The sequence below is a fragment of the Pseudoalteromonas sp. NZS11_1 genome (genome assembly GCF_015864275.1).
Taxonomy (GTDB): Bacteria; Pseudomonadota; Gammaproteobacteria; order Enterobacterales; family Alteromonadaceae; genus Pseudoalteromonas; species Pseudoalteromonas arctica.
In genome coordinates this window covers 1-24,374 of the sequence record NZ_JADYXK010000013.1, presented here as the reverse complement: position 1 = coordinate 24,374, position 24,374 = coordinate 1, and the positions used below count along the sequence as shown (strand labels likewise).

Annotated in this window: 23 protein-coding genes; 14 read left to right on the top strand and 9 right to left on the bottom strand. The window is 38.8% G+C overall.

Annotated elements, in window-relative coordinates:
- The 3 genes from odhB to sucD all read left to right on the top strand — a co-directional run bounded on the left by odhB (window position 1) and on the right by sucD (window position 3,734).
- A complete protein-coding gene (odhB, locus tag I6F44_RS10865) occupies window positions 1-1,518 on the top strand; it encodes a 2-oxoglutarate dehydrogenase complex dihydrolipoyllysine-residue succinyltransferase (RefSeq protein ID WP_121954940.1) in 1,518 nt (505 codons plus the stop codon).
- Between the two features lie 177 nt (window positions 1,519-1,695).
- Window positions 1,696-2,862, top strand: a complete 1,167-nt coding sequence (sucC, locus tag I6F44_RS10860; RefSeq protein ID WP_007586870.1) for an ADP-forming succinate--CoA ligase subunit beta — start codon at window positions 1,696-1,698, stop codon at window positions 2,860-2,862.
- Complete coding sequence (gene sucD, locus I6F44_RS10855; RefSeq protein ID WP_007586864.1) at window positions 2,862-3,734, top strand: succinate--CoA ligase subunit alpha; 873 nt, start codon at window positions 2,862-2,864, stop codon at window positions 3,732-3,734. Before sucC ends, sucD begins: the two co-directional genes overlap by 1 nt.
- A 60-nt stretch (window positions 3,735-3,794) precedes the next feature.
- Here sucD and I6F44_RS10850 read toward each other — a convergent pair whose 3' ends face one another.
- Window positions 3,795-4,865 carry a DUF3083 family protein gene (locus tag I6F44_RS10850; protein ID WP_197173765.1) on the bottom strand — a complete coding sequence of 357 codons (1,071 nt, stop codon included), beginning with the start codon at window positions 4,863-4,865 and terminating at the stop codon, window positions 3,795-3,797.
- A gap of 218 nt (window positions 4,866-5,083) precedes the next feature.
- Here I6F44_RS10850 and glnS point away from each other — a divergent pair, with 218 nt between their 5' ends.
- Window positions 5,084-6,742 (top strand): glutamine--tRNA ligase, encoded by a 1,659-nt coding sequence (glnS, locus tag I6F44_RS10845; protein ID WP_165721945.1) that lies wholly within the window; start codon window positions 5,084-5,086, stop codon window positions 6,740-6,742.
- 308 nt (window positions 6,743-7,050) lie between these two features.
- Here the strand turns inward: glnS and fur are convergent, their stop codons facing one another.
- The 5 genes from fur to I6F44_RS10820 all read right to left on the bottom strand — a co-directional run bounded on the left by fur (window position 7,051) and on the right by I6F44_RS10820 (window position 9,588).
- Window positions 7,051-7,494 carry a ferric iron uptake transcriptional regulator gene (fur, locus tag I6F44_RS10840; protein WP_007586857.1) on the bottom strand — a complete coding sequence of 148 codons (444 nt, stop codon included), beginning with the start codon at window positions 7,492-7,494 and terminating at the stop codon, window positions 7,051-7,053.
- 186 nt (window positions 7,495-7,680) lie between these two features.
- Window positions 7,681-8,208 (bottom strand): flavodoxin FldA, encoded by a 528-nt coding sequence (fldA, locus tag I6F44_RS10835; protein WP_197173764.1) that lies wholly within the window; start codon window positions 8,206-8,208, stop codon window positions 7,681-7,683.
- Between the two features lie 14 nt (window positions 8,209-8,222).
- Entirely contained in the window at window positions 8,223-8,501 is a 279-nt protein-coding gene (gene ybfE / locus I6F44_RS10830; protein ID WP_002962928.1) for a LexA regulated protein, read from the bottom strand.
- Window positions 8,502-8,503: 2 nt separating this feature from the next.
- Window positions 8,504-8,725: a DUF2788 domain-containing protein gene (locus I6F44_RS10825; RefSeq protein WP_002962930.1), complete on the bottom strand. Its 222-nt coding sequence runs from the start codon at window positions 8,723-8,725 to the stop codon at window positions 8,504-8,506.
- Window positions 8,726-8,820: 95 nt separating this feature from the next.
- Window positions 8,821-9,588 carry an alpha/beta fold hydrolase gene (locus tag I6F44_RS10820; protein ID WP_197173763.1) on the bottom strand — a complete coding sequence of 256 codons (768 nt, stop codon included), beginning with the start codon at window positions 9,586-9,588 and terminating at the stop codon, window positions 8,821-8,823.
- Window positions 9,589-9,808: 220 nt separating this feature from the next.
- Between I6F44_RS10820 and seqA the strand changes: the two genes are divergently transcribed.
- The 7 genes from seqA (at window position 9,809) to I6F44_RS10785 (ending at window position 17,790) form a co-directional block, all read left to right on the top strand.
- A complete protein-coding gene (gene seqA / locus I6F44_RS10815) occupies window positions 9,809-10,405 on the top strand; it encodes a replication initiation negative regulator SeqA (protein WP_121955047.1) in 597 nt (198 codons plus the stop codon).
- A gap of 9 nt (window positions 10,406-10,414) precedes the next feature.
- Window positions 10,415-12,052, top strand: coding sequence for a phosphoglucomutase (alpha-D-glucose-1,6-bisphosphate-dependent) (gene pgm / locus I6F44_RS10810; protein ID WP_007586850.1), 1,638 nt, complete (start codon window positions 10,415-10,417; stop codon window positions 12,050-12,052).
- Window positions 12,053-12,173: 121 nt separating this feature from the next.
- Window positions 12,174-13,226 carry a succinylglutamate desuccinylase gene (astE, locus tag I6F44_RS10805; protein WP_121955048.1) on the top strand — a complete coding sequence of 351 codons (1,053 nt, stop codon included), beginning with the start codon at window positions 12,174-12,176 and terminating at the stop codon, window positions 13,224-13,226.
- Between the two features lie 265 nt (window positions 13,227-13,491).
- Window positions 13,492-14,706, top strand: coding sequence for a thiamine pyrophosphate-dependent dehydrogenase E1 component subunit alpha (locus I6F44_RS10800; RefSeq protein ID WP_197173762.1), 1,215 nt, complete (start codon window positions 13,492-13,494; stop codon window positions 14,704-14,706).
- The gene (locus I6F44_RS10795; protein ID WP_008171214.1) at window positions 14,706-15,683 is read left to right on the top strand and encodes an alpha-ketoacid dehydrogenase subunit beta; all 978 of its coding nucleotides are present in this window, start codon (window positions 14,706-14,708) and stop codon (window positions 15,681-15,683) included. Before I6F44_RS10800 ends, I6F44_RS10795 begins: the two co-directional genes overlap by 1 nt.
- A gap of 8 nt (window positions 15,684-15,691) precedes the next feature.
- Window positions 15,692-17,275 carry a dihydrolipoyllysine-residue acetyltransferase gene (locus I6F44_RS10790; protein ID WP_197173761.1) on the top strand — a complete coding sequence of 528 codons (1,584 nt, stop codon included), beginning with the start codon at window positions 15,692-15,694 and terminating at the stop codon, window positions 17,273-17,275.
- 149 nt (window positions 17,276-17,424) lie between these two features.
- The gene (locus I6F44_RS10785) at window positions 17,425-17,790 is read left to right on the top strand and encodes a DUF805 domain-containing protein (protein ID WP_007586837.1); all 366 of its coding nucleotides are present in this window, start codon (window positions 17,425-17,427) and stop codon (window positions 17,788-17,790) included.
- An 85-nt stretch (window positions 17,791-17,875) separates the two neighbouring features.
- Here I6F44_RS10785 and I6F44_RS10780 read toward each other — a convergent pair whose 3' ends face one another.
- Both I6F44_RS10780 and I6F44_RS10775 read right to left on the bottom strand, forming a co-directional pair.
- Window positions 17,876-19,051, bottom strand: a complete 1,176-nt coding sequence (locus I6F44_RS10780) for a putative manganese transporter (protein WP_197173760.1) — start codon at window positions 19,049-19,051, stop codon at window positions 17,876-17,878.
- A 160-nt stretch (window positions 19,052-19,211) separates the two neighbouring features.
- Window positions 19,212-20,837 carry a M28 family metallopeptidase gene (locus I6F44_RS10775; protein ID WP_197173759.1) on the bottom strand — a complete coding sequence of 542 codons (1,626 nt, stop codon included), beginning with the start codon at window positions 20,835-20,837 and terminating at the stop codon, window positions 19,212-19,214.
- Window positions 20,838-20,950: 113 nt separating this feature from the next.
- Between I6F44_RS10775 and I6F44_RS10770 the strand changes: the two genes are divergently transcribed.
- Genes I6F44_RS10770 through I6F44_RS10760 form a run of 3 tightly spaced genes read left to right on the top strand, consistent with a single transcriptional unit; the run spans window position 20,951 to window position 23,749 of the window.
- The gene (locus I6F44_RS10770; protein ID WP_197173758.1) at window positions 20,951-21,763 is read left to right on the top strand and encodes a DUF3025 domain-containing protein; all 813 of its coding nucleotides are present in this window, start codon (window positions 20,951-20,953) and stop codon (window positions 21,761-21,763) included.
- Window positions 21,760-22,548: an ABC transporter ATP-binding protein gene (locus I6F44_RS10765; RefSeq protein ID WP_007586825.1), complete on the top strand. Its 789-nt coding sequence runs from the start codon at window positions 21,760-21,762 to the stop codon at window positions 22,546-22,548. The genes I6F44_RS10770 and I6F44_RS10765 overlap by 4 nt, the downstream gene beginning before the upstream one ends.
- Window positions 22,541-23,749, top strand: a complete 1,209-nt coding sequence (locus I6F44_RS10760) for an ABC transporter permease (RefSeq protein ID WP_197173786.1) — start codon at window positions 22,541-22,543, stop codon at window positions 23,747-23,749. Before I6F44_RS10765 ends, I6F44_RS10760 begins: the two co-directional genes overlap by 8 nt.
- A 161-nt stretch (window positions 23,750-23,910) precedes the next feature.
- On the opposite strand, the gene I6F44_RS10755 is transcribed toward I6F44_RS10760, so the two are convergent.
- Window positions 23,911-24,321: a transposase gene (locus I6F44_RS10755; protein ID WP_442960264.1), complete on the bottom strand. Its 411-nt coding sequence runs from the start codon at window positions 24,319-24,321 to the stop codon at window positions 23,911-23,913.
- Window positions 24,322-24,374: the final 53 nt, after the last annotated feature.

The following is a 24,374-nucleotide window of genomic DNA, read 5'->3' as shown; positions in this document are numbered from 1 at the left end:
ATGAGCACAGAAATTAAAGTTCCTGTTCTTCCTGAGTCGGTTGCAGATGCTACCGTTGCTACATGGCATGTAAGTGTTGGCGACAAAGTAACTCGCGATCAAAACTTAGTAGACATTGAAACAGATAAAGTGGTTTTAGAAGTTGTTGCACAGCATGACGGTGTAATAACAGAAATATCACAAGAAGAAGGTGCAACCGTACTTGGCGATCAAGTTATGGGTTTACTTGGTGATGCTGATGCAGCGCCAGCAAGTGAAGGTTCAACTAAAGAAGAATCAGCACCAGCTAAATCAGAAGACGCGCCAGTGGCGCAATCAGCACCAGCATCAGAAGGTAAAGAAGTGGATATTAAAGTACCTGTACTTCCAGAATCAGTTGCAGACGCAACAATTGCTACATGGCATGTACAACCAGGTGACGCGGTAACACGCGACCAAAACTTGGTAGATATTGAAACAGATAAAGTTGTTCTTGAAGTAGTAGCTCAAGAAGATGGCATCATGGGTGATATCATTCACGGCGAAGGCGATACTGTATTAGGCGAGCAAGTAATTGGTTCGGTTAAAGCAGGCGGTGCACCAGCGGCTCCAGCTGCAAAAGCAGACGCAGCGCCAGCAGCAGATTCAAGCGAAAGTTCAGATGTGTTAACACCATCAGTTCGTCGTTTAATTGCTGAGAAAGGCCTAGACGCTTCTAAAATTAAAGGCACGGGTAAAAATGGTCGTGTAACTAAAGAAGACGTTGATACCTTCTTAAAAGCACCAGCACCAGCGGCTAAAAAAGCAGAAGCTTCTGCTCTTGCATCACCGATGGGCGATCGTACTCAAAAACGCGTACCTATGACTCGTTTACGTAAAACGATTGCGACACGCCTTCTTGAAGCTAAAAACTCAACTGCAATGTTAACTACATTCAACGAAGTGAACATGGGACCAATCATGAGCCTTCGTAAGCAGTACCAAGAAACGTTTGAAAAGCGTCACGGCATTCGTTTAGGTTTCATGTCTTTCTATGTGAAAGCTGTAACTGAAGCTCTTAAGCGTTTCCCAGATGTAAATGCTTCAATTGATGGTGACGATATTGTTTACCATAACTATTTCGATATCAGCATTGCAGTATCTACTCCACGTGGCTTAGTTACTCCAGTACTTAAAGATTGTGACAAACTATCTGTTGCTGAAATCGAAAAAGGTATTCGTGAGTTAGCACTTAAAGGTCGTGATGGTAAGCTTACGCTTGCTGATATGACGGGTGGTAATTTCACTATTACTAATGGTGGCGTATTTGGTTCATTGCTATCTACACCTATCATTAACTTGCCACAGTCTTCAATCTTGGGTATGCATAAAATTCAAGACCGTCCGATGGCTGTAAATGGTAAAGTTGAAATACTACCTATGATGTATTTAGCACTTTCTTATGACCACCGTATCATTGATGGTAAAGAATCTGTTGGTTTCTTAGTAACTATTAAAGAGTTACTTGAAGATCCAACTCGCTTATTGCTAGATGTTTAATCTAGTTGTATGAAATGTAAGCTGTGAATGAACATTCACAGCTTTTTTTTTGCGCCTTTGGTCGTACTGGGGTTTTCATGTTAAGCCTTGGGATCTATACTAGGTGCGCAATTTGGGATAGTTGTTTATTTGAAAAAATATTCAGCTCTTTTAGTATAAAAAATTGGATAAAGCATCATGAATTTGCATGAGTATCAGGCAAAACAACTTTTTGCCGAATATGGTTTACCCGTTTCTACAGGTTACGCTTGCGATACACCTGAAGAAGCTGCTGCAGCTGCTGAAAAAATTGGCGGCGATATGTGGGTTGTTAAAACTCAGGTTCACGCAGGTGGACGTGGTAAAGCTGGCGGTGTAAAGCTAGTCAAAACTATCGAAGAAGTAAAAGCGTTTGCAGCTAACTGGTTAGGTAAAAACCTAGTTACTTACCAAACAGACGAGAAAGGACAGCCAGTAGCTAAAATTTTAGTAGAAAGCTGTACTGACATTGCTAACGAATTGTACCTAGGTGCAGTAGTTGACCGTGCATCTCGTAAAGTAGTTTTCATGGCGTCTACTGAAGGCGGCGTTGAAATTGAAACTGTTGCTGAAGAAACACCAGAGCTTATCCACAAAGCAGAGATCGACCCGTTAGTAGGTCCTCAAGCTTACCAAGCACGTGAACTAGGTTTCAAATTGGGTCTTAACCCAGTACAAATGAAACAGTTTGTTAAGATCTTTATGGGTCTTGGTAAAATGTTCACTGATTTTGATTTCGCATTACTTGAAATCAACCCGTTAGTAATTACAGACGAAGGCAACCTTCACTGTCTTGACGGCAAAATCGGTATTGATGGTAATGCACTTTACCGTCAACCTAAAATCCGTGAATTCCACGATCCATCTCAAGAAGATGCTCGTGAAGCACACGCAGCAAGCTTCGAGCTTAACTACGTTGCTCTAGACGGTAATGTTGGTTGTATGGTTAACGGTGCAGGCCTAGCAATGGGTACTATGGACATCGTAAACCTACACGGCGGCAAGCCGGCTAACTTCTTGGATGTTGGTGGCGGTGCTACTAAAGAACGTGTTTCTGAAGCATTCAAAATCATTCTTTCTGACGACAATGTTAAAGCTGTTTTAGTAAACATCTTTGGCGGCATCGTTCGTTGTGACATGATTGCTGAAGGCATCATTGGCGCAGTTAAAGAAGTTGGCGTAACCGTACCAGTAGTTGTACGTTTAGAAGGTACTAATGCTGAATTAGGTCGTGAAGTTCTTAAGAACTCTGGTCTAGACATCATTGCTGCTGAATCACTAACAGACGCTGCTGAAAAAGTTGTTGCTGCTGCGGAGGGCAAATAATGTCTGTATTAATCAATAAAGATACAAAAGTTATCTGTCAAGGTTTCACTGGTGGCCAAGGTACTTTCCACTCAGAGCAAGCGCTTGAGTACGGTACACAAATGGTTGGTGGTGTTAGCCCAGGTAAAGGCGGTCAAACGCACCTTGGTCTTCCTGTATTCAACACAGTTCGTGATGCTGTAAAAGAAACTGGCGCAACTGCTTCAGTTATCTACGTACCAGCTCCTTTCTGTAAAGATGCAATCTTAGAAGCTATCGATGCTGGCATCGAGCTAATAGTTTGTATTACTGAAGGTATCCCTACACTTGATATGGTTGATGTTAAAATCAAACTAGATCAAACAGGTACTCGTATGATCGGTCCTAACTGCCCAGGTGTTATTACTCCTGGTCAAACTAAGATTGGTATCATGCCTGGTCATATCCACAAACCTGGTAAAGTAGGTATTGTTTCTCGCTCTGGTACTTTAACGTACGAAGCAGTTAAGCAAACTACTGATGCTGGTTTTGGTCAGTCTACGTGTGTTGGTATTGGTGGTGATCCAATTCCAGGTACTAACTTTATCGACGTTCTAGAAATGTTCGAAAAAGATCCACAAACTGAAGCAATCGTAATGATTGGTGAAATTGGTGGTACTGCAGAAGAAGAAGCTGCAGAGTACATCAAAGCTAACGTAACTAAACCTGTAGTATCTTACATTGCTGGTGTTACTGCACCAGAAGGTAAGCGTATGGGTCACGCTGGCGCAATCATTGCCGGCGGTAAAGGTACTGCTGATGAGAAATTTGCTGCATTAGAAGCTGCGGGCGTAAAAACTGTACGTTCACTTGCTGATATCGGTAAAGCACTTAAAGAGAAAACAGGCTGGTAATCGCTTGTTTTTCTTTAAAAAGGCCCGCATATGCGGGCCTTTTTGTTATTAGATGAAAATTTAGAACGGGTAACTAATATGCTGGAAAAAGCGTACAGATAAGTCTTGGTGTTGTTTATTTATAGCCAGCTCATTACACAGAGTATAGATTGTTTTTTCTACTTGGTTCATAAATCGACCATAGCCCATTTCATGTTTATCCTGCTGCGTTGCGACTACTACAAAATGCAGCGTTTCTACCAATTTACTTGCTTCATAAAAGTGCTTAATTTGATTTTCATTAGATTCAATATCAAAACTTAACTTTTGAAGTTCATCATTGCCTTCACTTTTATCTATTTTACTGTTGCGTATAATAGGCGTTGCACCGTTAGCAACCATAGCGCCATGGTTTAAGTTATTATTTTGACACGCACGTATAAATGCATAAGCAAAGTAGTCATAAAATTTAGCATAATCGTTTGTGTTCATTAGTGTTTGAAACTGCGTTTTAATAGCGCGCGAAACCGGTATAGTAAAAGTGGCGTAAGTCATCTCTGCATAATCATTGGGTATGCTGCATTGTCTTGATTGGTAGCGAGGGTAGAGACTTCTTAATTTGTAACCATAGCTTTCCTTGTTGCCTTTTTCTTTAGCAAATAGGTCATACGTTAAGTGTTGATGGTCGCGTAGTTTAAACTGGGGCTGATTTATTAAGAGTTGTCCTTGTAAAGTGTCTAACACTTTTTGAACTTTATTATGAAATTCTGCAGAGTTGGCTCGTAAATCATCGCCTGTTGCTAAAAATAGAATGCGTATTTTTTTACTCGGTGTACCTTCAGTGTAATAAATCTTATGCGCTTCGTGATAACGGGGATTATAAAAAAAGAGCATTTGTTTATCTGTTTCTAATTGATAAGACTCATCATTAAATCTTACAACGGGTAGTTTATCATTCGCTAATAAGTGCACATTATAAAGCTCGTACTCATCACAAGAAGCAAACAGCTGGCGTGCAATACGTTCATAGCAGCAATTTATATCACTAAAGCTTTTATAAAAATCGTGATTAGGGGTTATTTCAGCTAAAAGGTAGTGATTAGCGCGTGCATTAGTTGGAATATATACACGATGTTGATTAAGTGTCGCCATCTTTAAATCCTTATAATGTAGGTTATTTACCTACTATAAACTGTTTAGATGACTTAAATATTGCGTTAAAACAAATTTTATTCATAAACAATGGTTCAGCTGAATTAAAGTTAAGCAATATCAAAAATAAACCTTAATCTAGTGCTGTATGTTAGTGTATGTTTTTGTAATAATGCATTAGTTTTGTTATTACGTAATATTTAGAGGACTACACTCCTATGGCGGAAATTGAGAATCGCCCAAGCAACTTTATTAGAACCCGAATTGATGAAGACTTAGCAAGTAAAAAGCATGCAACAACGCATACACGTTTTCCACCTGAACCAAATGGCTTTTTGCATATTGGTCATGCCAAATCAATTTGTTTAAATTTTGGCATCGCAAAAGATTATAACGGTTTATGTAACTTACGTTTTGACGATACAAACCCAGAAAAAGAAGACATTAACTACGTTAATTCTATAAAAGAAGACGTACAGTGGTTAGGTTTTAACTGGGATGGCGATATAAAGTATTCTTCTAACTATTTTGATACTTTATATGGTTACGCTGTTGAGCTTATAAATAAAGGCTTAGCGTACGTTTGCTTTTTAACAGCGGATGAAGCACGCCAATACCGTGGTACATTGAAAGAGCCCGGTAAAAATAGCCCGTACAGAGATACATCAGTTGAAGAAAACCTAGCGTTATTTGAAAAAATGCGTGCTGGCGAATTCAAAGAAGGCGAATGTGTCCTGCGTGCTAAAATTGATATGGCTAGCTCATTTATGGTGCTTCGCGATCCAATTATTTATCGCGTACGTTTTGCTCATCATCATCAAACAGCAGACAAGTGGTGCATTTACCCAATGTATGACTTCACGCACTGTATTTCTGATGCACTCGAAGGTATTACACATTCATTATGCACACTCGAGTTTCAAGATAACCGTCGTTTGTACGACTGGGTACTTGATAACATTAGTTTAGAGTGTCACCCACAGCAAATTGAGTTCTCACGTTTAAATCTTGAATACACAATTATGTCTAAGCGTAAGCTAAGCGATTTAGTGGTAAATAACCATGTAGAAGGTTGGGATGACCCACGCATGCCTACAATTGCAGGCCTACGTCGCCGTGGTTATACACCAGGTTCAATCCGTGAGTTTTGTTTGCGTATTGGTGTAACAAAACAAGAGAATATGGTTGAAATGGGTATGCTTGAAGCATGTATCCGTGAAGATCTAAACGAAAATGCACCACGTGCAATGGCCGTACTCGATCCTGTTAAAGTTGTTATTGAAAACTACGATGCAGACAAGGTTGAGGTTTTATCTGTGGCTAACCACCCAAATAAAGAAGAAATGGGTCGTCGTGATGTACCATTTACTCGTGAAATCTATATAGAACGAGAAGACTTTAAAGAAGAAGCGAATAACAAGTTTAAACGTTTAGTGCTTGATAAAGAAGTACGCTTACGTGGTGCTTATGTTATTAAAGCACAGCGGGTTGAAAAAGACGAAAATGGTGAAATTACAACTATCTTCTGTACTTACGATACTGAAACACTTGGTAAAAATCCAAGTGATGGACGTAAAGTAAAAGGTGTTATTCACTGGGTTTCAGCACCAGAGTGTATTACGGCAGAAGTTCGTTTATACGATCGTTTGTTTAGTGTTCCAAACCCAGCAGCCGCTGATGAGTTTGAAACAACATTAAATCCAGAGTCACTGGTTGTTTTATCAAACGCTAAATTAGAGCCATCGCTTGCTAATTCACAAGCAGAGCAGGGTTTTCAGTTTGAGCGTACGGGTTATTTCTCTCGTGATTCTAAATCAGAGAACGTTGTATTTAATCAAACAGTCGGTCTTCGTGATTCATGGTCTAAAACTCAATAAGTAATATCTAAAAAACCTGAACTCTGGATAATAAATCTATCTCGAGCAGCTATTTTCAGCGCTAACTGCGTTGAATTTACTTGCAATAGGCCAGCTATTGACGCGTGAATTCGCCTTGTTTTCACTTAAAATCTCTGGCTAGAGAAAATAAATTTAAATATCACCATGATTCAATACGTTGGTAAATCTCTTAACCAGAGTTCAGGTTTAATATCCCCAGTTTTTACTGGGTATGTTTATTACAAGCGTATTTTAGAAACAAAAAAACCTGCACTTAGCAGGTTTTTTATTGCTTTTTAAAAGCGGTATTAGCTGTTAGCGTCGCTAAATTCTTTACACGCTGCTTTATCATTACACTCACCGTATAAATATAAAGAATGGTTTGTAAGTGTAATACCATTTTCTTCAGAAATTTCAAGTTGACGACGTTCAATCATCTCATCTTCAAACTCTACCACTTTGCCACACTTCAAACATACTAAATGATCGTGGTGTGTGCTTCCTGAAAGTTCAAATACTGATTTGCCACCTTCAAAGTGATGACGGCTTACAATACCCGCATCATCAAATTGGTTAAGTACGCGGTATACAGTTGCAAGACCAATTTCTTCACCTAGATCCAAAAGAATTTTGTAAACATCTTCAGCACTGATGTGTTGGTTATCTGGAGATTGTAAAATCTCTAATATTTTAATACGCGGTAAAGTTACTTTTAAACCGGCTTTTTTAAGTTCCAAGTTATGATCAGTCATTAAATCTGTCTCAATTTTATTTGGTTATACTAGACATCTTGCAAAGATGTACACGACACATTAGCAACAAACAGGATAACGTGCCTAAGCGTTAAGTGCAAAGAACAATTGATTTATATTGCCACTAAAGCTTAAAACGCTAACTGTTTGATAATTATTTAAACAGCTAGCGATATATGCAGTAAATTAGTCAGCTAATTCACTTAAACACATCTCTTCATATACTTGAGCAGACCATGCTTTAACACGTTGTTCTGTAAGCTCTGGTTGACGGTCTTCGTCGATACCCAAACCTACAAAATGCTTATCATCAGCCATGCCTTTAGATGCTTCAAAGTCATAGCTTTCGCTCGGCCAATGACCAACAACAATAGCGCCACGTTCAGTAACGATATCGTTCATCATGCCCATCGCATCTAAAAAGTACTCAGCGTAATCTTCTTGGTCTCCACAACCAAAAATAGCAACAAGTTTACCTTCAAAGTCTACTTCTTCAAGTTCTGGAAAAAAGTCATCCCAGTCACATTGTGCTTCGCCGTAGTACCAAGTAGGGATACCGAATAAGATTAAATCAAATTCAGCAATCTCTTCTTTAGAGCTTTTTGCAATATCATGAACAGCCACTAGCTTTTTACCCAATTCTTTTTGGATCATTTTTGCTACGTGTTCTGTGTTACCTGTGTCACTTCCGAAAAAAATGCCTACACTTGCCATGGATTTAAAACCTTTTATGTATCAATAGCCAATCTTTCTTGTAAAATCGTTTCAATCAGCGCACTGCGGCTAATATTTTGTGCATCTGCCATATCACTCAATGCTTGATATAACTGCGATGAAACTTTAAATTCAACACGCTTTAAGCCACGTGCTTTATCTCTTTTTATTTGATTACGTTTATTTACCTTTAACTGCATATCCCGTGATAGGGGATTGGTTTTAGGTCTGCCTGGGCGTTTTTCGTATTCAAATAAATCGAGTGTAGTTCTATCTGTTTCTGACTTCGCCATGCTTAACCTACACCTGCGCCTTGCCAAAATACTTGAATAAGACCTTTAGCAATAAAGCCTGAACAACCTAAAAAGAGCACGCCCCAGACAATGTATTGTCCGAACTTAGGCACATTGCCACTTTTTAGTACGTCTTTAATTGCCATGCCGATGAATATGAAAATACCGGCTAAGCCAAAATACAACCCTAGGGTATCAAATTCGTTAATTAACTGACTGACCATCAACGTATAACCTTTAAATTAAACGGCGCGTACTATAGCATATAATTATTCATATATTTAGTGCGAAAAATCAAAAACACGCGATTAAAATTGCTTTAAACCGCAGTTAAAAAGTCGTTTATCGCTTTATTTACAGCAAGTGGCTTTTGAGCATGAAGCCAATGGCCTGCGCCATGAATTATTTTAGCCTTGGTATTTTTAAAGCGAGCTTTAATTGCAGTACGATGCTCGGGCAAAATATAGTCAGAATCATTACCTTTAATGAAAAGAGTATCGCATAAACAAGAATTGTTTTCATTAACATTGGATGTGATTGTAGAATATTTTTCGTCAAGCACACTTAAGTTAAATCGCCATGCAAAATGACCATCCTCATTTTTAGCGAGGCTTTTAAGTAGAAACTGTCGAACTCCCAGTTCTTCTATGTAAGGCTGCATTAGAGCATCAGCTTGTTTTCTATCGTCAATTGATTGTGCTGAAACCGCTTTTAATGCCTGTAATATTTTTGTGTGCCGAGCAGGGTAACTAACAGGTGCTATATCAAGTACAACAAGCTTATTTACAAGTTCAGGATGTGTAAGCGCTAATTCCATTGCCACTTTACCACCCATAGAGTGCCCAACTAAATGTGCTTTATCTATGTTTAAATGTGCTAATAACTCAACAATATCTTGAGCCATTGCAGGGTAGTTCATTTCATCACTATGAGGAGAAAGCCCGTGGTTGCGTAAATCAACGTTAATAACATTAAAGTGTTCACTTAATGGTTTTGCGATTACATTTAGGTTTTCTAATGATCCAAAAAGTCCGTGGATCAAAATAACATTAGGACCTTGCCCTTGTTGCTTGTAATTTAACTGCATACACGCCTCCTGAAAATTTCGCCATAGTTTGCCGAGCATTGCTCTAAAAAGCAAAAAATACAGCGACTATTTATTAAATTGGGCTTTTGTTTGTTAAATCAACAACAATGAGGTAAATATTAATATGTTTACGGGAGTGCTTGTTGTAACTCGCATTTCTGATTGGTTTGGGTATAATCACACGGGAGAAAAAAATGTGACCCGTAATGACAGGAAGAACATGAAACAAATCGACATAGACGACGAGTTATATCAATATATTGCTAGCAATACGCAAAGTATTGGTGAAAGTGCATCCACTATTTTACGTCGTTTATTAAATCTGAGCGGCGAAAAAATTCAAACCGCAAACGTAGAACTAACTCAAAATAATCAAACTGCGACTACGTCTACCGCCACATTAAAAAGCTCAGAGCCATCTGCTGCTGAGATTTCAAAAAAACAAACGCCTGTAGCTCACTCACCCGTGAAGCAAAAAAGCGATAATGTTTTTAATGTATTAAATAAAGAAGAGCTGGCAATGCAAAAAGGTGTTGTTGGACGCTTTTTGTTTATTTTAAGTGCATTTTACCGCACACATAAAACTGATTTTTCTGCGGTATTAGACATAAAAGGGCGTGACCGTGTTTACTTTGCTACTAGTAAAGAAGCTTTAGTAAATAGCGGTAGTAGTATGAATCCTAAAAACATAACCGATAGTGAATATTGGGTTATGACTAATTCTAATACAACGCGTAAAAAAATGATGCTTCATGAAGTTGCTCTTTGCCTTGGATATAGTGCAGAGCAAGCTGAAAAAATTCGCGATTACCTGTAAGGAAATATAATGGCTATTCACTCAGGCGCAGGCAAAACTGCTCCACAATCGGCACTGGTTAACGTACCTAAATTAGTATCTGCGTATTACTTAAATGAACCTGATCTTGAACAAAATCCAGAGCATTGTGTTGCCTTTGGTACCTCAGGCCACCGTGGTTGTTCTTACGATGTTAAATTTAACGAGTCACACATTTTAGCGATTACTCAGGCTATTTGTGATTACAGAAAACAAAATGACATATTTGGTCCGTTATTTTTAGGCAAAGACACACACGCATTGAGTGAAGCCGCATTTAACTCGGCTATTGAAGTATTAGTTGCTAACGAAGTGCAAGTGATAACGCAAGAAGACGGTGATTTTACACCAACGCCAGTTATCAGCCATGCCATAGTGAGCCACAATAAGCTACACCCAAATGAATTAGCAGACGGGATTGTTGTTACTCCTTCGCATAACCCTCCTGAAGATGGTGGCTTTAAATACAACCCACCTAATGGTGGACCAGCAGATACCGACGTCACTAAATGGATTGAAGACAGAGCTAATCAACTTTTACTAGAAGATTTAGTTGAAGTTGAGTTGTTCCCATTCGCTAAAGCATCGCGTTCTGGCTTTATCCGCTACGAAGATTTAATGACTCCTTATATTGATGACTTAGCAAATATCGTTAATTTAAAAGCAATTAGCGATGCAGGTATCAAAATTGGTATCGATCCACTAGGTGGTTCAGGCATCAACTTTTGGCCAGTCATTGCAAAAAAATATAATTTAGATTTAACCGTAGTTAATGATGTTGTTGATCCACGTTTTGCTTTTATGCCACTTGATAAAGACGGCAAAATTCGTATGGATTGTTCATCACCTTATTCAATGGCAAATCTTATTGCACTAAAAGATGATTTTGATGTGTCTATTGGTAACGACCCTGACTACGATCGTCACGGTATTGTAACGCCAGATGGCTTAATGAATCCAAACCACTTTTTAGCAGTGGCAATCGATTACTTACTTAAACACCGTGATTGGAATGAAACCGTAGAAATTGGTAAAACATTGGTTTCTAGCTCTATGATCGACAAAGTAGCTGCTCGAAACAACCGTAAGGTTAAAGAAGTACCAGTAGGCTTTAAATGGTTTGTTGAAGGCTTAAGCAAAGGCAAGCTTGCCTTTGGTGGCGAAGAAAGCGCAGGTGCTGCATTCTTACGTTTTGATGGCTCTGTATGGTGTACAGATAAAGACGGCTTCATTATGGGTCTACTCGCTGCAGAAATACTTGCTGTGACAGGTAAAACGCCATCAGCGCTTTATAAAGAATTAGAACAAGAGTTTGGCTCTCCAATTTATAAACGCCTAGATGCACCAGCCACAAGCGGTCAAAAATCACGTTTAAAAGCATTGAGTGCTTCTGATGTAAAAGCAGATACACTTGCTGGCGAGCCTATTTTGCAAAAATTGACTCATGCACCAGGTAACGATGCCGCCATTGGTGGTTTAAAAGTGGTTACTGAAAATGGTTGGTTTGCAGCGCGTCCATCAGGTACTGAAGATATTTATAAAATATACCTTGAATCATTTAAAGGTGAAGAGCATTTAGCGTTACTTGAAAAAGAAGCTAAAAAGCTTGTAGATTCAGTTATAAGCTAACTTAATCTAATAATTTTAAAACGGCTGATTTATTCAGCCGTTTTCGTTTCTATACCTTGTGTATTTATAAAAATATATGCATAAGAGTCTACTCTCACATTATTTTTAAAGGGCTTATTACATGTCAGCCAATCCATCTTACTTAAATGAATTAAAACAAACAGGCAATTTTTTAACGCTTAGTCGTGACAACGAATGGCATTTAGATGCAGGTGAGTTTGTTTTAGATAATGGGACTCGTGTAAATATACACGATACCGGAGTCATTGAGTTTCAACCTGCTGTTACAACGTCAAAAGATGTAGTTTATTCAAGCGCTGTACACGGTAACGAAACTGCGCCAATTGAAATTTGTGATGCACTTATTAAACAAATTATAAAAGGCGAGCTGATACTTAAGCAGCGTGTTTTGTTTATTTACGGTAATCCACAATCAATTAATATTGGCCTGCGTTTTGTAGAAGAAAACTTAAATAGATTATTTAATGGTCACCATACAATTGAAGGTGTACCAATGAATAATGAGCGAAACCGCGCTGCAAAGCTTGAGCGATACGTAAGCGATTTTTATACACGTGGCGAGCAAGGCAGTAGCCGATGTCATTACGACTTACACACTGCAATTAGAGGCTCTAAAAACGAAAAATTTGCTGTGTATCCATTTTTACATGGTAAGCCATGGAAAAAGTCGCAGCTACAATTTTTATTGAGCTGTGGTGTAAATACCGTACTTATGATGAAATCTCCTGCAACAACATTTAGCTATTATTCGTCATTTATACACGGTGCTGATTCTTTTACGGTAGAGCTGGGTCAAGTTAAGCCATTTGGTCAAAACGATATGGCTCGCTTTGAAAAAACAAAGCAAACCTTAACTGCATTAATTAGTCAAAATGAAGTTAAATATCCTGAATTTAATGCAAATGATTTTGAATTATTTGCTGTCCATCGCACAATTAATAGAACACAGAACGATTTTAGCTTTCCTTTTTCTGACGATGCCGAGAACTTTACTGGCTTTGCGAAAGGTGAACTACTTGCAACCGACGGTGATACAGCGATTTACGCTGACGTTGAAGGAGAGGCTATTATTTTTCCAAATGCGAGCGTAGCATTAGGGCAAAGAGCACTCCTTACTGTTATTCCAATGGATATTGATAGCAATTTCGTCTAATTTAACTCATCAGACCACTAGTAACTTAAAGTTAACTATATGATTACTATTAATTAAAGTAACCGTATCGTTAACTTGCCACTTATTTAACCAGTATTTGCTTTTGTTTCGTCCCAGATCTGTTGAATAACACTTTACGTTAACGTAAAGTGTTGGCAGCTTTAATTAAAGATAGTGCAGATGTTGCAAAGTTTAACCAGCAACAATCACCCACAATAATAATTTAAAGGGGCACTGTTTTACCGACAACAAAAGAAGGTAGGTTATGAGTAATCCAAATAACGTATCGCTGAATATTAACCACGAGCTTGAATTTATTGATGGTCAAGCACTTAATATTCCAACCCTTAGTATTTTAACTGAGGACGGCGACATTCATCCTAGTGCAACCGCACCTGACATTTCAAAACATACCGCTATTAAGTTATATGAAATAATGCGTTTTATACGTTTGTTAGATGAACGTATGCAAGGCGCGCAGCGCCAAGGCCGTGTTAGTTTTTATATGCAATGCCTAGGCGAAGAAGCCGCAGTTACAGCCTCTGCTGCTGCACTTGATCAAGACGATATGATCATGGCTCAATATCGTGAACAGGCAGCCCTGCATTATCGTGGCTTTACGCTTGATCAATTTATGAACCAAATGTTTTCAAATGAATTGGATTTAGGCAAAGGCCGTCAAATGCCAATTCACTATGGTTCTAAAGCGCTAAACTACATGACGATTTCATCGCCATTGGGTACGCAAATACCACAGGCAACGGGTTATGCATATGGCCAAAAAATAAAGCACATCGACGTTAAAACAGGCGAGCTTGCCAGCACAATTGATAATGTGACTATTTGTTACTTTGGTGAAGGTGCTGCATCTGAAGGTGACTTTCATGCCGGTTTAAATATGGCCGCTGTTCACAGAGCGCCGGTTATATTTTTTGCACGTAATAACGGATATGCAATATCAACCCCTGCTGATGAGCAATTTAAAGGCGATGGTATTGCCTCGCGTGGTGTGGGTTATGGCATTAAAACAATTCGTGTTGATGGCACAGATGCACTTGCTGTTTATGCGGCAACTAAAAAAGCACGCGAAATAGCCTCAACACAAGGTGAACCTGTACTTATTGAATCGATTGCTTATCGTTTAGGAGCGCATTCTACGTCAGACGATCCAAGTGGTTATCGCTCTAAAGATGAAGAAGCTAATCATCAAACGTGCCCTATTGATAAATTTAGAAAATGGTTGGTCAAGCAAGACTGGTTAAACGAAGAAGACGATATAAAAGCAAAAGAGTCGATTCGTGAAGAAATTTTAGCCGCGCTTAAACGTGCTGAAGTTGTTGCAAAGCCCGCTTTAGAAGAACTGGTATCTGACGTTTACGATACACCAATTCCATTATTGCAACGCCAGTACGAGCAACTAAAAGAACATATAAAACAGCATCCAGATGCTTACCCAGTAACCGCAGGGAGAATTAAGTAATGGCTAAAATGAACATGCTCCACGCAATTAACTCTGCTCTGGATATTACGATGAATGAACACCCTCAAGCCTGTATTTTTGGTGAGGATGTTGGTTACTTCGGTGGTGTATTTAGAGCAACATCGGGCTTACAAGAAAAGTACGGTAAACATCGTGTTTTTAATACGCCTTTAACCGAGCAAGGTATTTTAGGCTTTGCTAATGGTTTAGCGGCATTTGGTGCACCTGCATTGGCAGAAATTCAATTTGCGGATTATATTTTCCCAGCGTTTGATCAAATAGTAAATGAAGCCGCTAAATTTCGTTATCGCAGTGGTAATGAATTTAATGTAGGTAACTTAACTATTCGTACACCTTATGGTGGCGGTATTGCCGGTGGTTTATACCATTCACAATCACCCGAAGCGTATTTTGCGCACACACCGGGTTTGAAAGTAGTTGTACCGCGTAACCCTTATCAAGCTAAAGGTTTATTACGTGCATCAATTAAAGACGATAACCCGGTCATATTTTTTGAGCCTAAGCGTTTATATCGCGCATCAATTGGCGAAGTGCCAGAAGAAGATTATAGTATTGAATTAGGCACGGCTGAAGTAGTGCAAGAGGGTGCCGATATTACGCTCTTAGCGTGGGGTGCTCAAATGGAGATTATTGAAGATGCAGCAAAGCAAGCAAGTGAGCAAGGTATAAGCTGTGAAGTTATTGACCTTCGTAGTATTTTACCATGGGATGTTGAAACGATTGCTAAATCGGTTATTAAAACCGGCCGTTTAATCGTGAGTCATGAAGCGCCTATAACCAATGGCTTTGGGGCAGAGATAGCCGCAACAATACAACAAGAGTGTTTCTTGCATTTAGAGTCGCCAATTTTACGTGTATGTGGTCTAGATACGCCATACCCGCTGGCACTTGAAAAAGAATACGTACCAGATGCACTAAAAGTGTTGGCTGCAATTAAACAATCAATGGATTTTTAGGGGTTACCATGGCTAAAGATTTTATATTACCCGATATTGGTGAAGGCATTGTTGAATGCGAAGTAGTTGAATGGCTAGTACAAGAAGGCGATACCGTATCTGAGGATCAGCCAATTTGCGATGTTATGACAGACAAAGCATTAGTACAAATTCCGGCAGTGCATGATGGCGTTATTTCAAAGCTATATTATCTAAAAGGTGAGATTGCTAAAGTACATGCCCCTTTATTCGCTATGGATGTAGCAGGTGAAAACACTAACAATGAAGTAGTACAAGAGCCAGTACAAGCTGAAAATAAAACTAATGATGCAGCTGATGTGGTTGAGGACTTTATATTACCGGATATTGGTGAAGGTATTGTTGAGTGTGAGATTGTTGATTGGTTAGTTGCTGAAGGCGACGAAATAGAAGAAGACCAAGCGGTTTGTGACGTAATGACCGACAAAGCATTAGTACAAATTCCGGCAAAATATACAGGCACAGTAAAAAAACTATATTACCAAAAAGGCGAAATAGCAAAAGTACATAGCCCGTTGTTTCAAATGACAATTGCAGGCAGTGCAGCAAAACCAAATGTTGATATAAACCAAGCGGTCGTAAAGGCTCAAACTAATGCCGTCGCTGAAAAAGTTGCCCCTGTTAAAACGCAGCAAGCTGCTAAAGTTATCAATCAAAAAGCGGTTGCATCACCTGCGGTTCGTCGTAAAGCACGTGAACTAGATGTTGATTTAACCTGTGTACCAGGTAGTGGTAAAAATGGCCGTATTTACAAGCAAGATATTGAAGAGTTTGTAAAAGGCGAAGTGCCAAATACTATTGATACTTCACCGCTTAATAGCGATGCTTCTCAAAGTGCAGTACAAAACCAAACACAGAATCAAAGCGGTGGCGTACGAGTAGAGCAAATTAAAGGCATTAAAGCGGCCATGGCCAAGCAAATGGTAGCTTCGGTTTCAACTATTCCGCACTTTACGTTTAGTGATGAAATAGACTTAACACAGCTTATAGCTTTGCGTAGCGCTTTAAAAGAGCAGTACAAAGCACAAGGCGTTAAGCTCACCATGATGCCATTTTTTGTAAAAGCACTCTCGCTAGCAATGAAAGAGTACCCTGTACTTAATTCTAAAGTGAACGATGAATGCTCAGAGCTTACCTATTATAACGATCATAATATCGGTATAGCGGTTGATTCAAAAATTGGCTTGTTAGTGCCTAATATTAAATCGTGCCAGAGTAAAAGCATTATTGATGTGGCAAATGATTTAACCCGCTTAACTCATTCAGCGCGAGAAGGCCGTGTTGCACCCGATGATTTAAAAGGTGGGACAATTAGCATCTCTAACATTGGTGCTATTGGCGGCACTATCGCGTCCCCTATAATTAATAAACCAGAAGTGGCTATTGTTGCGCTAGGTAAATTGCAGCATCTACCGCGTTTTGATGAAAGTGGGCAGGTTGTGAGTAAAGCTATCATGCAAGTGAGCTGGTCTGGCGATCATCGCGTTATTGATGGCGGCACTATTGCTCGCTTTAATAACCTATGGAAATCGTACTTAGAAAACCCATCGGCAATGATGATGGCTATGAGTTAATAGCTAAATTGTTAATATGTAATAAAAACCAGCTTTTAGCTGGTTTTTTGTTTTAATGTCAGCTGTTTTTAATTAAGATACAAATGTTACTAAAAAGTAATAAAGTTAACCCCGTTAGGGAATATAAAAAATAACACTAAGGAAATTTTATGGAACATTATATGAACGCGTTGCGAAGCTACGCAGATTTTTCAGGCCGTAATCGTCGTAAAGCATTTTGGATGTTTATGCTAATTAATTTTATTTTTTCGCTTTTGACAGGTGTTATAGATGGTATTACAGACACAATGTTCGTAAGCTCTATTTATAGCTTAGCGCTATTTATTCCTGGCTTAAGTATTGGCGCTCGTCGTCTACATGATACAGGCCGTTCAGGCTGGTGGCAGCTACTTTGGTTAGTGCCAGTAATCGGCTGGATTGTTTTAATTGTTTTCCTTGCTCAAGATTCACACGAAGGCGAAAATGATTTTGGTCCAAATCCAAAAGAATTAGCAGTAGAACCCACTACTGTATAAGTAAGAATAACTTAACATGTTGAAAGCTCAGCAATTGCTGAGCTTTTTTGTGTTTTTTTAAATCTCATTTTTTAAATCTCATTTTTTAAATTTCAGCAAAAAAATACAACCCATAACTAATTATTAATGCGGGAATAGACGTATAAAGTGTAGCTATAACTGCAGCTTTGGGCGCCATTGCTATTGCTGGAAATAACGCATCACCATCGTTAGAAATTGCGTTTCCTGCTAAAGCACTAAAGGGAATAATGCCTTGAATATAAAGCGTTGTAACAATTATTTGCGGGCCACAGCCGGGTAAAAATCCAATAAGCACTGCAATTAATGGGGCCAAATAGGCGTAATGTACAAACCACGTTTTTAAATCAAGTCCTGCAATGTTAACCAAAATCTCAAATAGCATAAAAGAGGCTACAACCCATGCCGTTACAAAATGGGTATCTTGTAATACTTTTATTATTTTAGAAGGGGGGTTACATGCATCGTCTTCTGACGTTACTTCTTGATAGCTTTCACCTCTTGACGAAAGCGCCCAAATACTAACAATAAATAAAGCCATTACCGCACCAAATAGCGTAATTACAGTGCTTGTGCTTGAACCAAACTGTGAAAAATCAACATTAAACGCAATCAAAAAGGCAATTATAAGGCTTGGGATAATTGCTACCATCCAAACCGGTTTACTGATTTTAATAATGTTAGTTGAGAGTATTTTAATTTGGTGCTTTTGTTCTTGCGCTGTTGGGCGTAAAAAGTCTTTTTTGTGTATTGTATTAACCAGTAAACCACTGAATGTACCCACAACTAACCCTATCCCCATAATTAACAAGCCTTCAGTAGGGCGGGTAGCAAGTAATAAAAACGCTGCATCGCCCATTGTAGCTGTTAGCACAGCAACAATAGCACCAAAGCTTGCTTGACCTTTTGTAAATTGAGTAACCACAATAATAGCCCCACCACAGCCAGGTAATGCACCTAAAACCGCTGCAAAGCTAATTTCTAAAATAGGGGACTTGGCACTTAAATAACTAAGCTCTAATTGAGGTAAGTGTTCTATAGCGTAGTAATAAATTAAAAGGGTAGCAGCAACAAACACACTCACTTGAAAAAATGCATCACTGAGTGCGGTCATTGTAATTTCGCGTAATTCCGGTATTGCAAGGCAAGTTAAAATAAATAAAGGCAGCAGTAAGCGTTTATTTTGGCTCAAAAATCGTTTTGAGGCAGGAGTAATAAAACCAATGTGAGGAAGTGAAATCATACAATGCGACCTAATAAATTAACTAGGTCACACTGTATATTTTAATTAAATGATAATCAATATCATTAGCATCTATTTAAATCGATTACTCTGTTTGAGTTTTTCGATAGCTAAATCTAAGTTAGTTTAAACTTAAATTTTAGGCTGTGATTAAATAGAACTACTTACGCTGAAATTCAGAGTTTGTATTCCACGTTGGCCACTGTTCTGTTTCAGAAATATCAAAACCTACCTTATAAAATAATTGTAAGTCTTGAACAGCACCCGATAAATCCCATTCATCACGGTAACGGTCACATGGTTGATGGTAACAACCGCGAAGTACTAAGCTCATACGTTTACGGTAATTAGCCGTTTCTTCATCAGCAGCCACAGTACCACCGCCTGCGTACATAGCCGGAATGCCCATGTTTGCAAATGCAAAGTGATCAGAGCGGTAATAGCCACCAGATGACGGTTTAGGATCGCCTGATATTGTTCTGCCTTGCTCTTTTGCTGCATTAGTTAAAAACTCATCCATTTGTGATTTACCAATACCAACCACATTCATGTCTTTTACTTTGCCTAATAAATTTAAGCTATCCATGTTTATGTTAGCGACTGTTTTATTAGCTGCAATCACTGGATTTGCCGCATAGTATTTAGACCCTAATAAGCCTTGCTCTTCAGCAGTTACCGCTAAAAATGTCATTGAACGGCTAGGGTGCTTAGGTAATTTTGTAAAGGCTTCGGCCACTTCAATTAGCCCAGCAGTACCCGTTGCATTGTCGTGAGCACCGTTATAAATTTGATCGCCTTTACGTGTTTTGTCTGTACCTAAGTGATCCCAATGAGCCGAGTAAATAACATGCTCATCTGGTTTTTCACTACCAGGTAAAGTGGCGATAAAGTTATACGACACCGATTTTTTAATCGTGTTTTTAATAGTAACAGAAGCAGTTAAATCGCCCATATCAACATGGTAAGCACCTTTGGCAGCATTCGTTTTAACGGTATCAAAATCTAAACCTGCTTTAGTAAAGAGTTCTTTTGCTACGTCAGTTGTAACCCAGCCTTCAACAGCTACACGGTCCATGTTGTTGTTTTCTTTTTGAAAACCAAACTGCTCACCGCTCCATGAGTTTTCAACTACTGACCACGGGTAAGATGCAGGTGCTGTTTCATGAATGATAATTGCACCTGCAGCACCACGGCGACTCGCTTCTTCGTATTTGTATGTCCAACGCCCATAATAGGTCATTGCGTCGCCAGTAAATAAAGCAGGGTCTTTTGTTGCAAAACCCGGATCGTTAACCAGCATTACAACCGTTTTGCCCTTAACGTCTAAACCTTCGTAATCATTCCAATTGTATTCAGGTGCGTTAACGCCGTAGCCCACAAATACAAGTTCAGAATTTTCTATGCCTTCTTGTGCGCTTATGCGGCTGCTACCCATAACCATGTCTTTTTTGTATTGGTAGTCTTTACCGCCAATACTAAGCACCATGTTCGAATCAGCTTCTAAAGAAACTAATGGCACTTCTTGTAAGTAACTGTCGCCATTACCTGGTTTTAAACCTAAAGCTTTAAACTGCGCAGTTAAATAATCAAGCGTTAGCTTTTCGCCTGGTGATGAAGGAGCACGACCACCAAATTCGTCCGATGCGAGTACTTTTACATGTTTAGCCAATTCATCAGCTTGAATACTGTTATAACCATTTGTTACATCAGTAGGTGTAATACTTGTTGTTGCGCAACCTGCTAAAACAGCAGTGGCAAGGAGTGTGAGAGAGAAATAATGTTTCATGTCAGCTCTTTTTTTGTTTTAAGTTGTGATTAGTATATTAACTTCTATTAAGTAGAACCAGTTTTTGCGGTAAACTTCTCGTAAATTATAGGCATAAATAGTTAAAGGTTTAAATGAAGCGTTTTACTCCCTCCGAGCAGTGGCAAATCAGTAGTTTAGAAACAGGTGCATTTGCGCATTTACGTGAGCTGTTTAAAGTTAACGAACTAACAGATTGGCCGGTGCCGCAGTGGTTTTCTCCATTTTTAAACGCTATTAATGCGAATAATATACCTATTACTTTTAAAGATGATGCAAAAGTAGATTTTGGCGATCGTTATTACGAACAAGTTATTTTTGAAACGGGTGTTGTACCTACACGCAGTGAGAATTGGCATGACTTGTTTGGTGGCTTTATTTGGTGTTTATTTCCTAAAACCAAAGCGCTTATTAACCAGCGTCATGTGCAAGATATAGCTGAACATGGTTTGCAAAAGCGTACCAAACATCGTAATGCACTAACGCTCTTTGATGAATGTGGTGTTGTACTTGCAATAAGCGATACTAAATGGCAAGAGTTGCTTCGCGATCATCAATGGAAAACAGCATTTGTTGAACACAAACATGAGTGGGGTAAAACAATAAAACCTTTTATGTTTGGTCATGCAAATTACGAAATGCTTACTAAACCTTATATAGGCTTAACAGGTAAAGCGTTATTTGTTTGTGTACCTAATGAAATATTTTGTAAAGATTTAGTAACTCAATACCAGTACCTTGACCAAGCCCTTTATGAGATGATTAATACAGATAACTGCTTAGCTGATAACAAACAGCTTTCACCACTGCCTTTATTAGGTGTGCCTGGCTGGCATGACGAAAACAAAGACGACTCTTTTTACAACAATACAGATTATTTTAGAGCGAAACGAAGGATACGAACATGATAGAAGTTGCTGGGCTTAAAAAGAAATTTAAGCTAACTAAAGATCACAAAAAAAATAAAATAGACGACATCGACCCTCGTGAAGATAAAGACTATTTTCATTCAGTACGAGATGTGAGTTTTAGCTGCGCAAAGGGTGAAGTACTTGGATTGCTAGGCCCAAATGGTGCGGGTAAAACAACTACACTTAGAATGATTTCAACCGCGTTAAAGCCCGATGAAGGTTCAATAACAATTGCAGGAAACGACATTGTAAAAAAACCGCTACTGGGACGTAAGTCTATCGGTTTTTTATCAGGCTCTACCGGTTTGTATGGCCGTTTAACTGTAAAAGAAAACATAGAGTATTTTGCAAAGCTCCACGGTATGAGCAAAAGCGATATTGCATCGCGTTGTGATGAGCTATTTACATTGCTTGATATGCATAAGTTTGTAGATAAACGCGCAGAAAACCTATCAACAGGTATGAAGCAAAAAGCAAATATAGCGCGTGCTGTTGTGCATCGCCCAGCAGTTGTTGTGCTTGATGAGCCAACAACGGGTCTCGATATAATGACCACGCAAACCGTTATTCAATTTATTAAAGGCTTAAAGGCGCAAGGTACTCCTGTTATTTTTTCGACCCATCATTTAGATGAAGTTGCACTTTTATGTGACCGAGTCGCTGTAATTAACGAAGGTATTAGCTGCTTTGACGGAACAGTAGATGAATTTAAACAAGCAGGTAATAGTGATGAGCTTAATCAAGCGTTTATGAACATATTAACGGAGAAACATGATGTTTGAGGTATTTAAAAAGGAATTAAGAGAGTTATTACGCGACAAAAAAACGCTATTATTTGTTGTTGCGCTTCCTGTCGCTATATTTCCGTTATTGTTTGCCGTAATGGCATTTATAAGCTCACAAGCAGCAATGGACGCAGAACAAAAAGTAAATAGGTATGCCATTATTAATGGTGAATATGCACAAGAATTTACTGATAAAGTGTTTTATCACAAAAGTTTTGAGCTTTATAAAGGGGCTAAAACCTTTAATAACATTGAAGAGCTTAAAGCTGGTGTTATAGCTGGCGATATTGATATGGGTATTTATTTACCAAGCCATGCTGAGCAAACACTAGATAATGGTGAACAAAGTCAGTGGCAGGTTGTTTTTAACGATTCAAAATCTATTAACTTTTTATTCGAACGCGTCAAAGAGCTAGCAAAAGAATACAGTGACGTACTGCAAACTCAAAAGCTAATCAGTTTTGGTATTGAAGAGTCTGTTCAAAAATCTATTCTTAACCCAATTGAAGTAATTAAGGTGGATACAGCCGATAAACGTGAAAACCTTGGCGAAAAAATTGGCGGTTTTTTACCTTACTTACTTATACCATTAGTACTAATGGGGGCTACTTATCCCGCTATTGATTTAGGCGCTGGCGAAAAAGAACGTGGCACGCTTGAAACACTCCTACTTACACCTATTACGCGTACAGAGCTGGTGCTTGGTAAATTTATAACTTTGTTAACTACATCCATTGCCTCCACAACCATAACGGTCTTAAGTATGGGTTGCTGGATAGCACTGGCGTTAGCATTTGCCGATCTAGATTTTATTAAAGCGGCATTTAGTACATTAGCGGTAACCGATTTACTGATGATATTTGTATTGCTACTGCCTGTGGCTGCTATATTTTCGGCTTTGGCACTGGCTATATCTATTTATGCACGTACGTTTAAAGAAGCACAAAACTATATGGCCCCCTTAAGTATGGGCGTGTTTTTCCCTATTATTATTTCAATAATGCCAAATATGGAGCTTACTGCTAAAACAGCATTCATTCCTGTTACAAACGTGGCTTTAGCAATTAAAGAAATAGTAAAAGGGACTGTTGATTACACATTTGTAGGCTTAATATTTTTAGCAACTGCAATCATTGCAGCCGGACTACTGGCATTTTGCGTTAAATGGTTTAACAGAGAAGATGTGCTGTTTAGATAATAATATAGATTTAGCACTCTAAAAATATATAAAAGGTAGCATNAGGGCTGAGGCATATCGCCTTTAATCAATTAAAGGCAGAAACCAGTTTTAGTAAAGGTATGCCAGCAAAGCAGAAGAAAGCGATGCGCAGTATAGCTTATCTTGAAAAGGTATTGAATTTATAGTGTTTTTTTCATGCTCTTGCCCTGGGCCATATCCCTGTAACTGTCGCCGCCATCGTCATTATCNGTATTGAGTAAGTGCTGCCAGTGTATTGGAATGTTCCCTGGACTCATTATAGATACTGACGAGAAATACTGAATGACAGCCATCGAACTGCTAGAGAAACTAAGCTGGTTAGGCCATATCCCTGTAACTGTCGCCGCCATCGTCATTATCCTTCGTATTAAATTATAGGCGAGTAACACGCCCCATAGCTCCTGACGCACCATATCTGGACGCTTGCTTCTTAAATGGTATGCGCTATCAAGCATGGTTTGTTTGATTTCTCTAAACCCAAGCTCTATCTCCCAACGATGACAATATAATTCAACAATTTCATTACCTGGATAACGCAATCTATCCGTCATCGAGGTTAATATACGGTAGCTTTTGCCCTTTATTGTTTTACTGATTAATCTCG

Bases quoted from the DNA above. Each gene is read 5' to 3' on its own strand.
- I6F44_RS10795 (WP_008171214.1), top strand. From the start codon at position 14,706: ATGGCTAAAATGAACATGCTCCACGCAATTAACTCTGCTCTGGATATT.
- I6F44_RS10825 (WP_002962930.1), bottom strand. From the start codon at position 8,725: ATGGTCAGTCAGTTAATTAACGAATTTGATACCCTAGGGTTGTATTTT.
- pgm (WP_007586850.1), top strand. From the start codon at position 10,415: ATGGCTATTCACTCAGGCGCAGGCAAAACTGCTCCACAATCGGCACTG.
- sucC (WP_007586870.1), top strand. From the start codon at position 1,696: ATGAATTTGCATGAGTATCAGGCAAAACAACTTTTTGCCGAATATGGT.
- fur (WP_007586857.1), bottom strand. From the start codon at position 7,494: ATGACTGATCATAACTTGGAACTTAAAAAAGCCGGTTTAAAAGTAACT.
- I6F44_RS10765 (WP_007586825.1), top strand. From the start codon at position 21,760: ATGATAGAAGTTGCTGGGCTTAAAAAGAAATTTAAGCTAACTAAAGAT.
- I6F44_RS10820 (WP_197173763.1), bottom strand. From the start codon at position 9,588: ATGCAGTTAAATTACAAGCAACAAGGGCAAGGTCCTAATGTTATTTTG.
- I6F44_RS10780 (WP_197173760.1), bottom strand. From the start codon at position 19,051: ATGATTTCACTTCCTCACATTGGTTTTATTACTCCTGCCTCAAAACGA.
- I6F44_RS10850 (WP_197173765.1), bottom strand. From the start codon at position 4,865: ATGGCGACACTTAATCAACATCGTGTATATATTCCAACTAATGCACGC.
- seqA (WP_121955047.1), top strand. From the start codon at position 9,809: ATGAAACAAATCGACATAGACGACGAGTTATATCAATATATTGCTAGC.
- ybfE (WP_002962928.1), bottom strand. From the start codon at position 8,501: ATGGCGAAGTCAGAAACAGATAGAACTACACTCGATTTATTTGAATAC.
- sucD (WP_007586864.1), top strand. From the start codon at position 2,862: ATGTCTGTATTAATCAATAAAGATACAAAAGTTATCTGTCAAGGTTTC.
- I6F44_RS10770 (WP_197173758.1), top strand. From the start codon at position 20,951: ATGAAGCGTTTTACTCCCTCCGAGCAGTGGCAAATCAGTAGTTTAGAA.
- I6F44_RS10760 (WP_197173786.1), top strand. From the start codon at position 22,541: ATGTTTGAGGTATTTAAAAAGGAATTAAGAGAGTTATTACGCGACAAA.
- fldA (WP_197173764.1), bottom strand. From the start codon at position 8,208: ATGGCAAGTGTAGGCATTTTTTTCGGAAGTGACACAGGTAACACAGAA.
- I6F44_RS10800 (WP_197173762.1), top strand. From the start codon at position 13,492: ATGAGTAATCCAAATAACGTATCGCTGAATATTAACCACGAGCTTGAA.
- I6F44_RS10790 (WP_197173761.1), top strand. From the start codon at position 15,692: ATGGCTAAAGATTTTATATTACCCGATATTGGTGAAGGCATTGTTGAA.
- I6F44_RS10775 (WP_197173759.1), bottom strand. From the start codon at position 20,837: ATGAAACATTATTTCTCTCTCACACTCCTTGCCACTGCTGTTTTAGCA.
- astE (WP_121955048.1), top strand. From the start codon at position 12,174: ATGTCAGCCAATCCATCTTACTTAAATGAATTAAAACAAACAGGCAAT.
- glnS (WP_165721945.1), top strand. From the start codon at position 5,084: ATGGCGGAAATTGAGAATCGCCCAAGCAACTTTATTAGAACCCGAATT.
- odhB (WP_121954940.1), top strand. From the start codon at position 1: ATGAGCACAGAAATTAAAGTTCCTGTTCTTCCTGAGTCGGTTGCAGAT.
- I6F44_RS10785 (WP_007586837.1), top strand. From the start codon at position 17,425: ATGGAACATTATATGAACGCGTTGCGAAGCTACGCAGATTTTTCAGGC.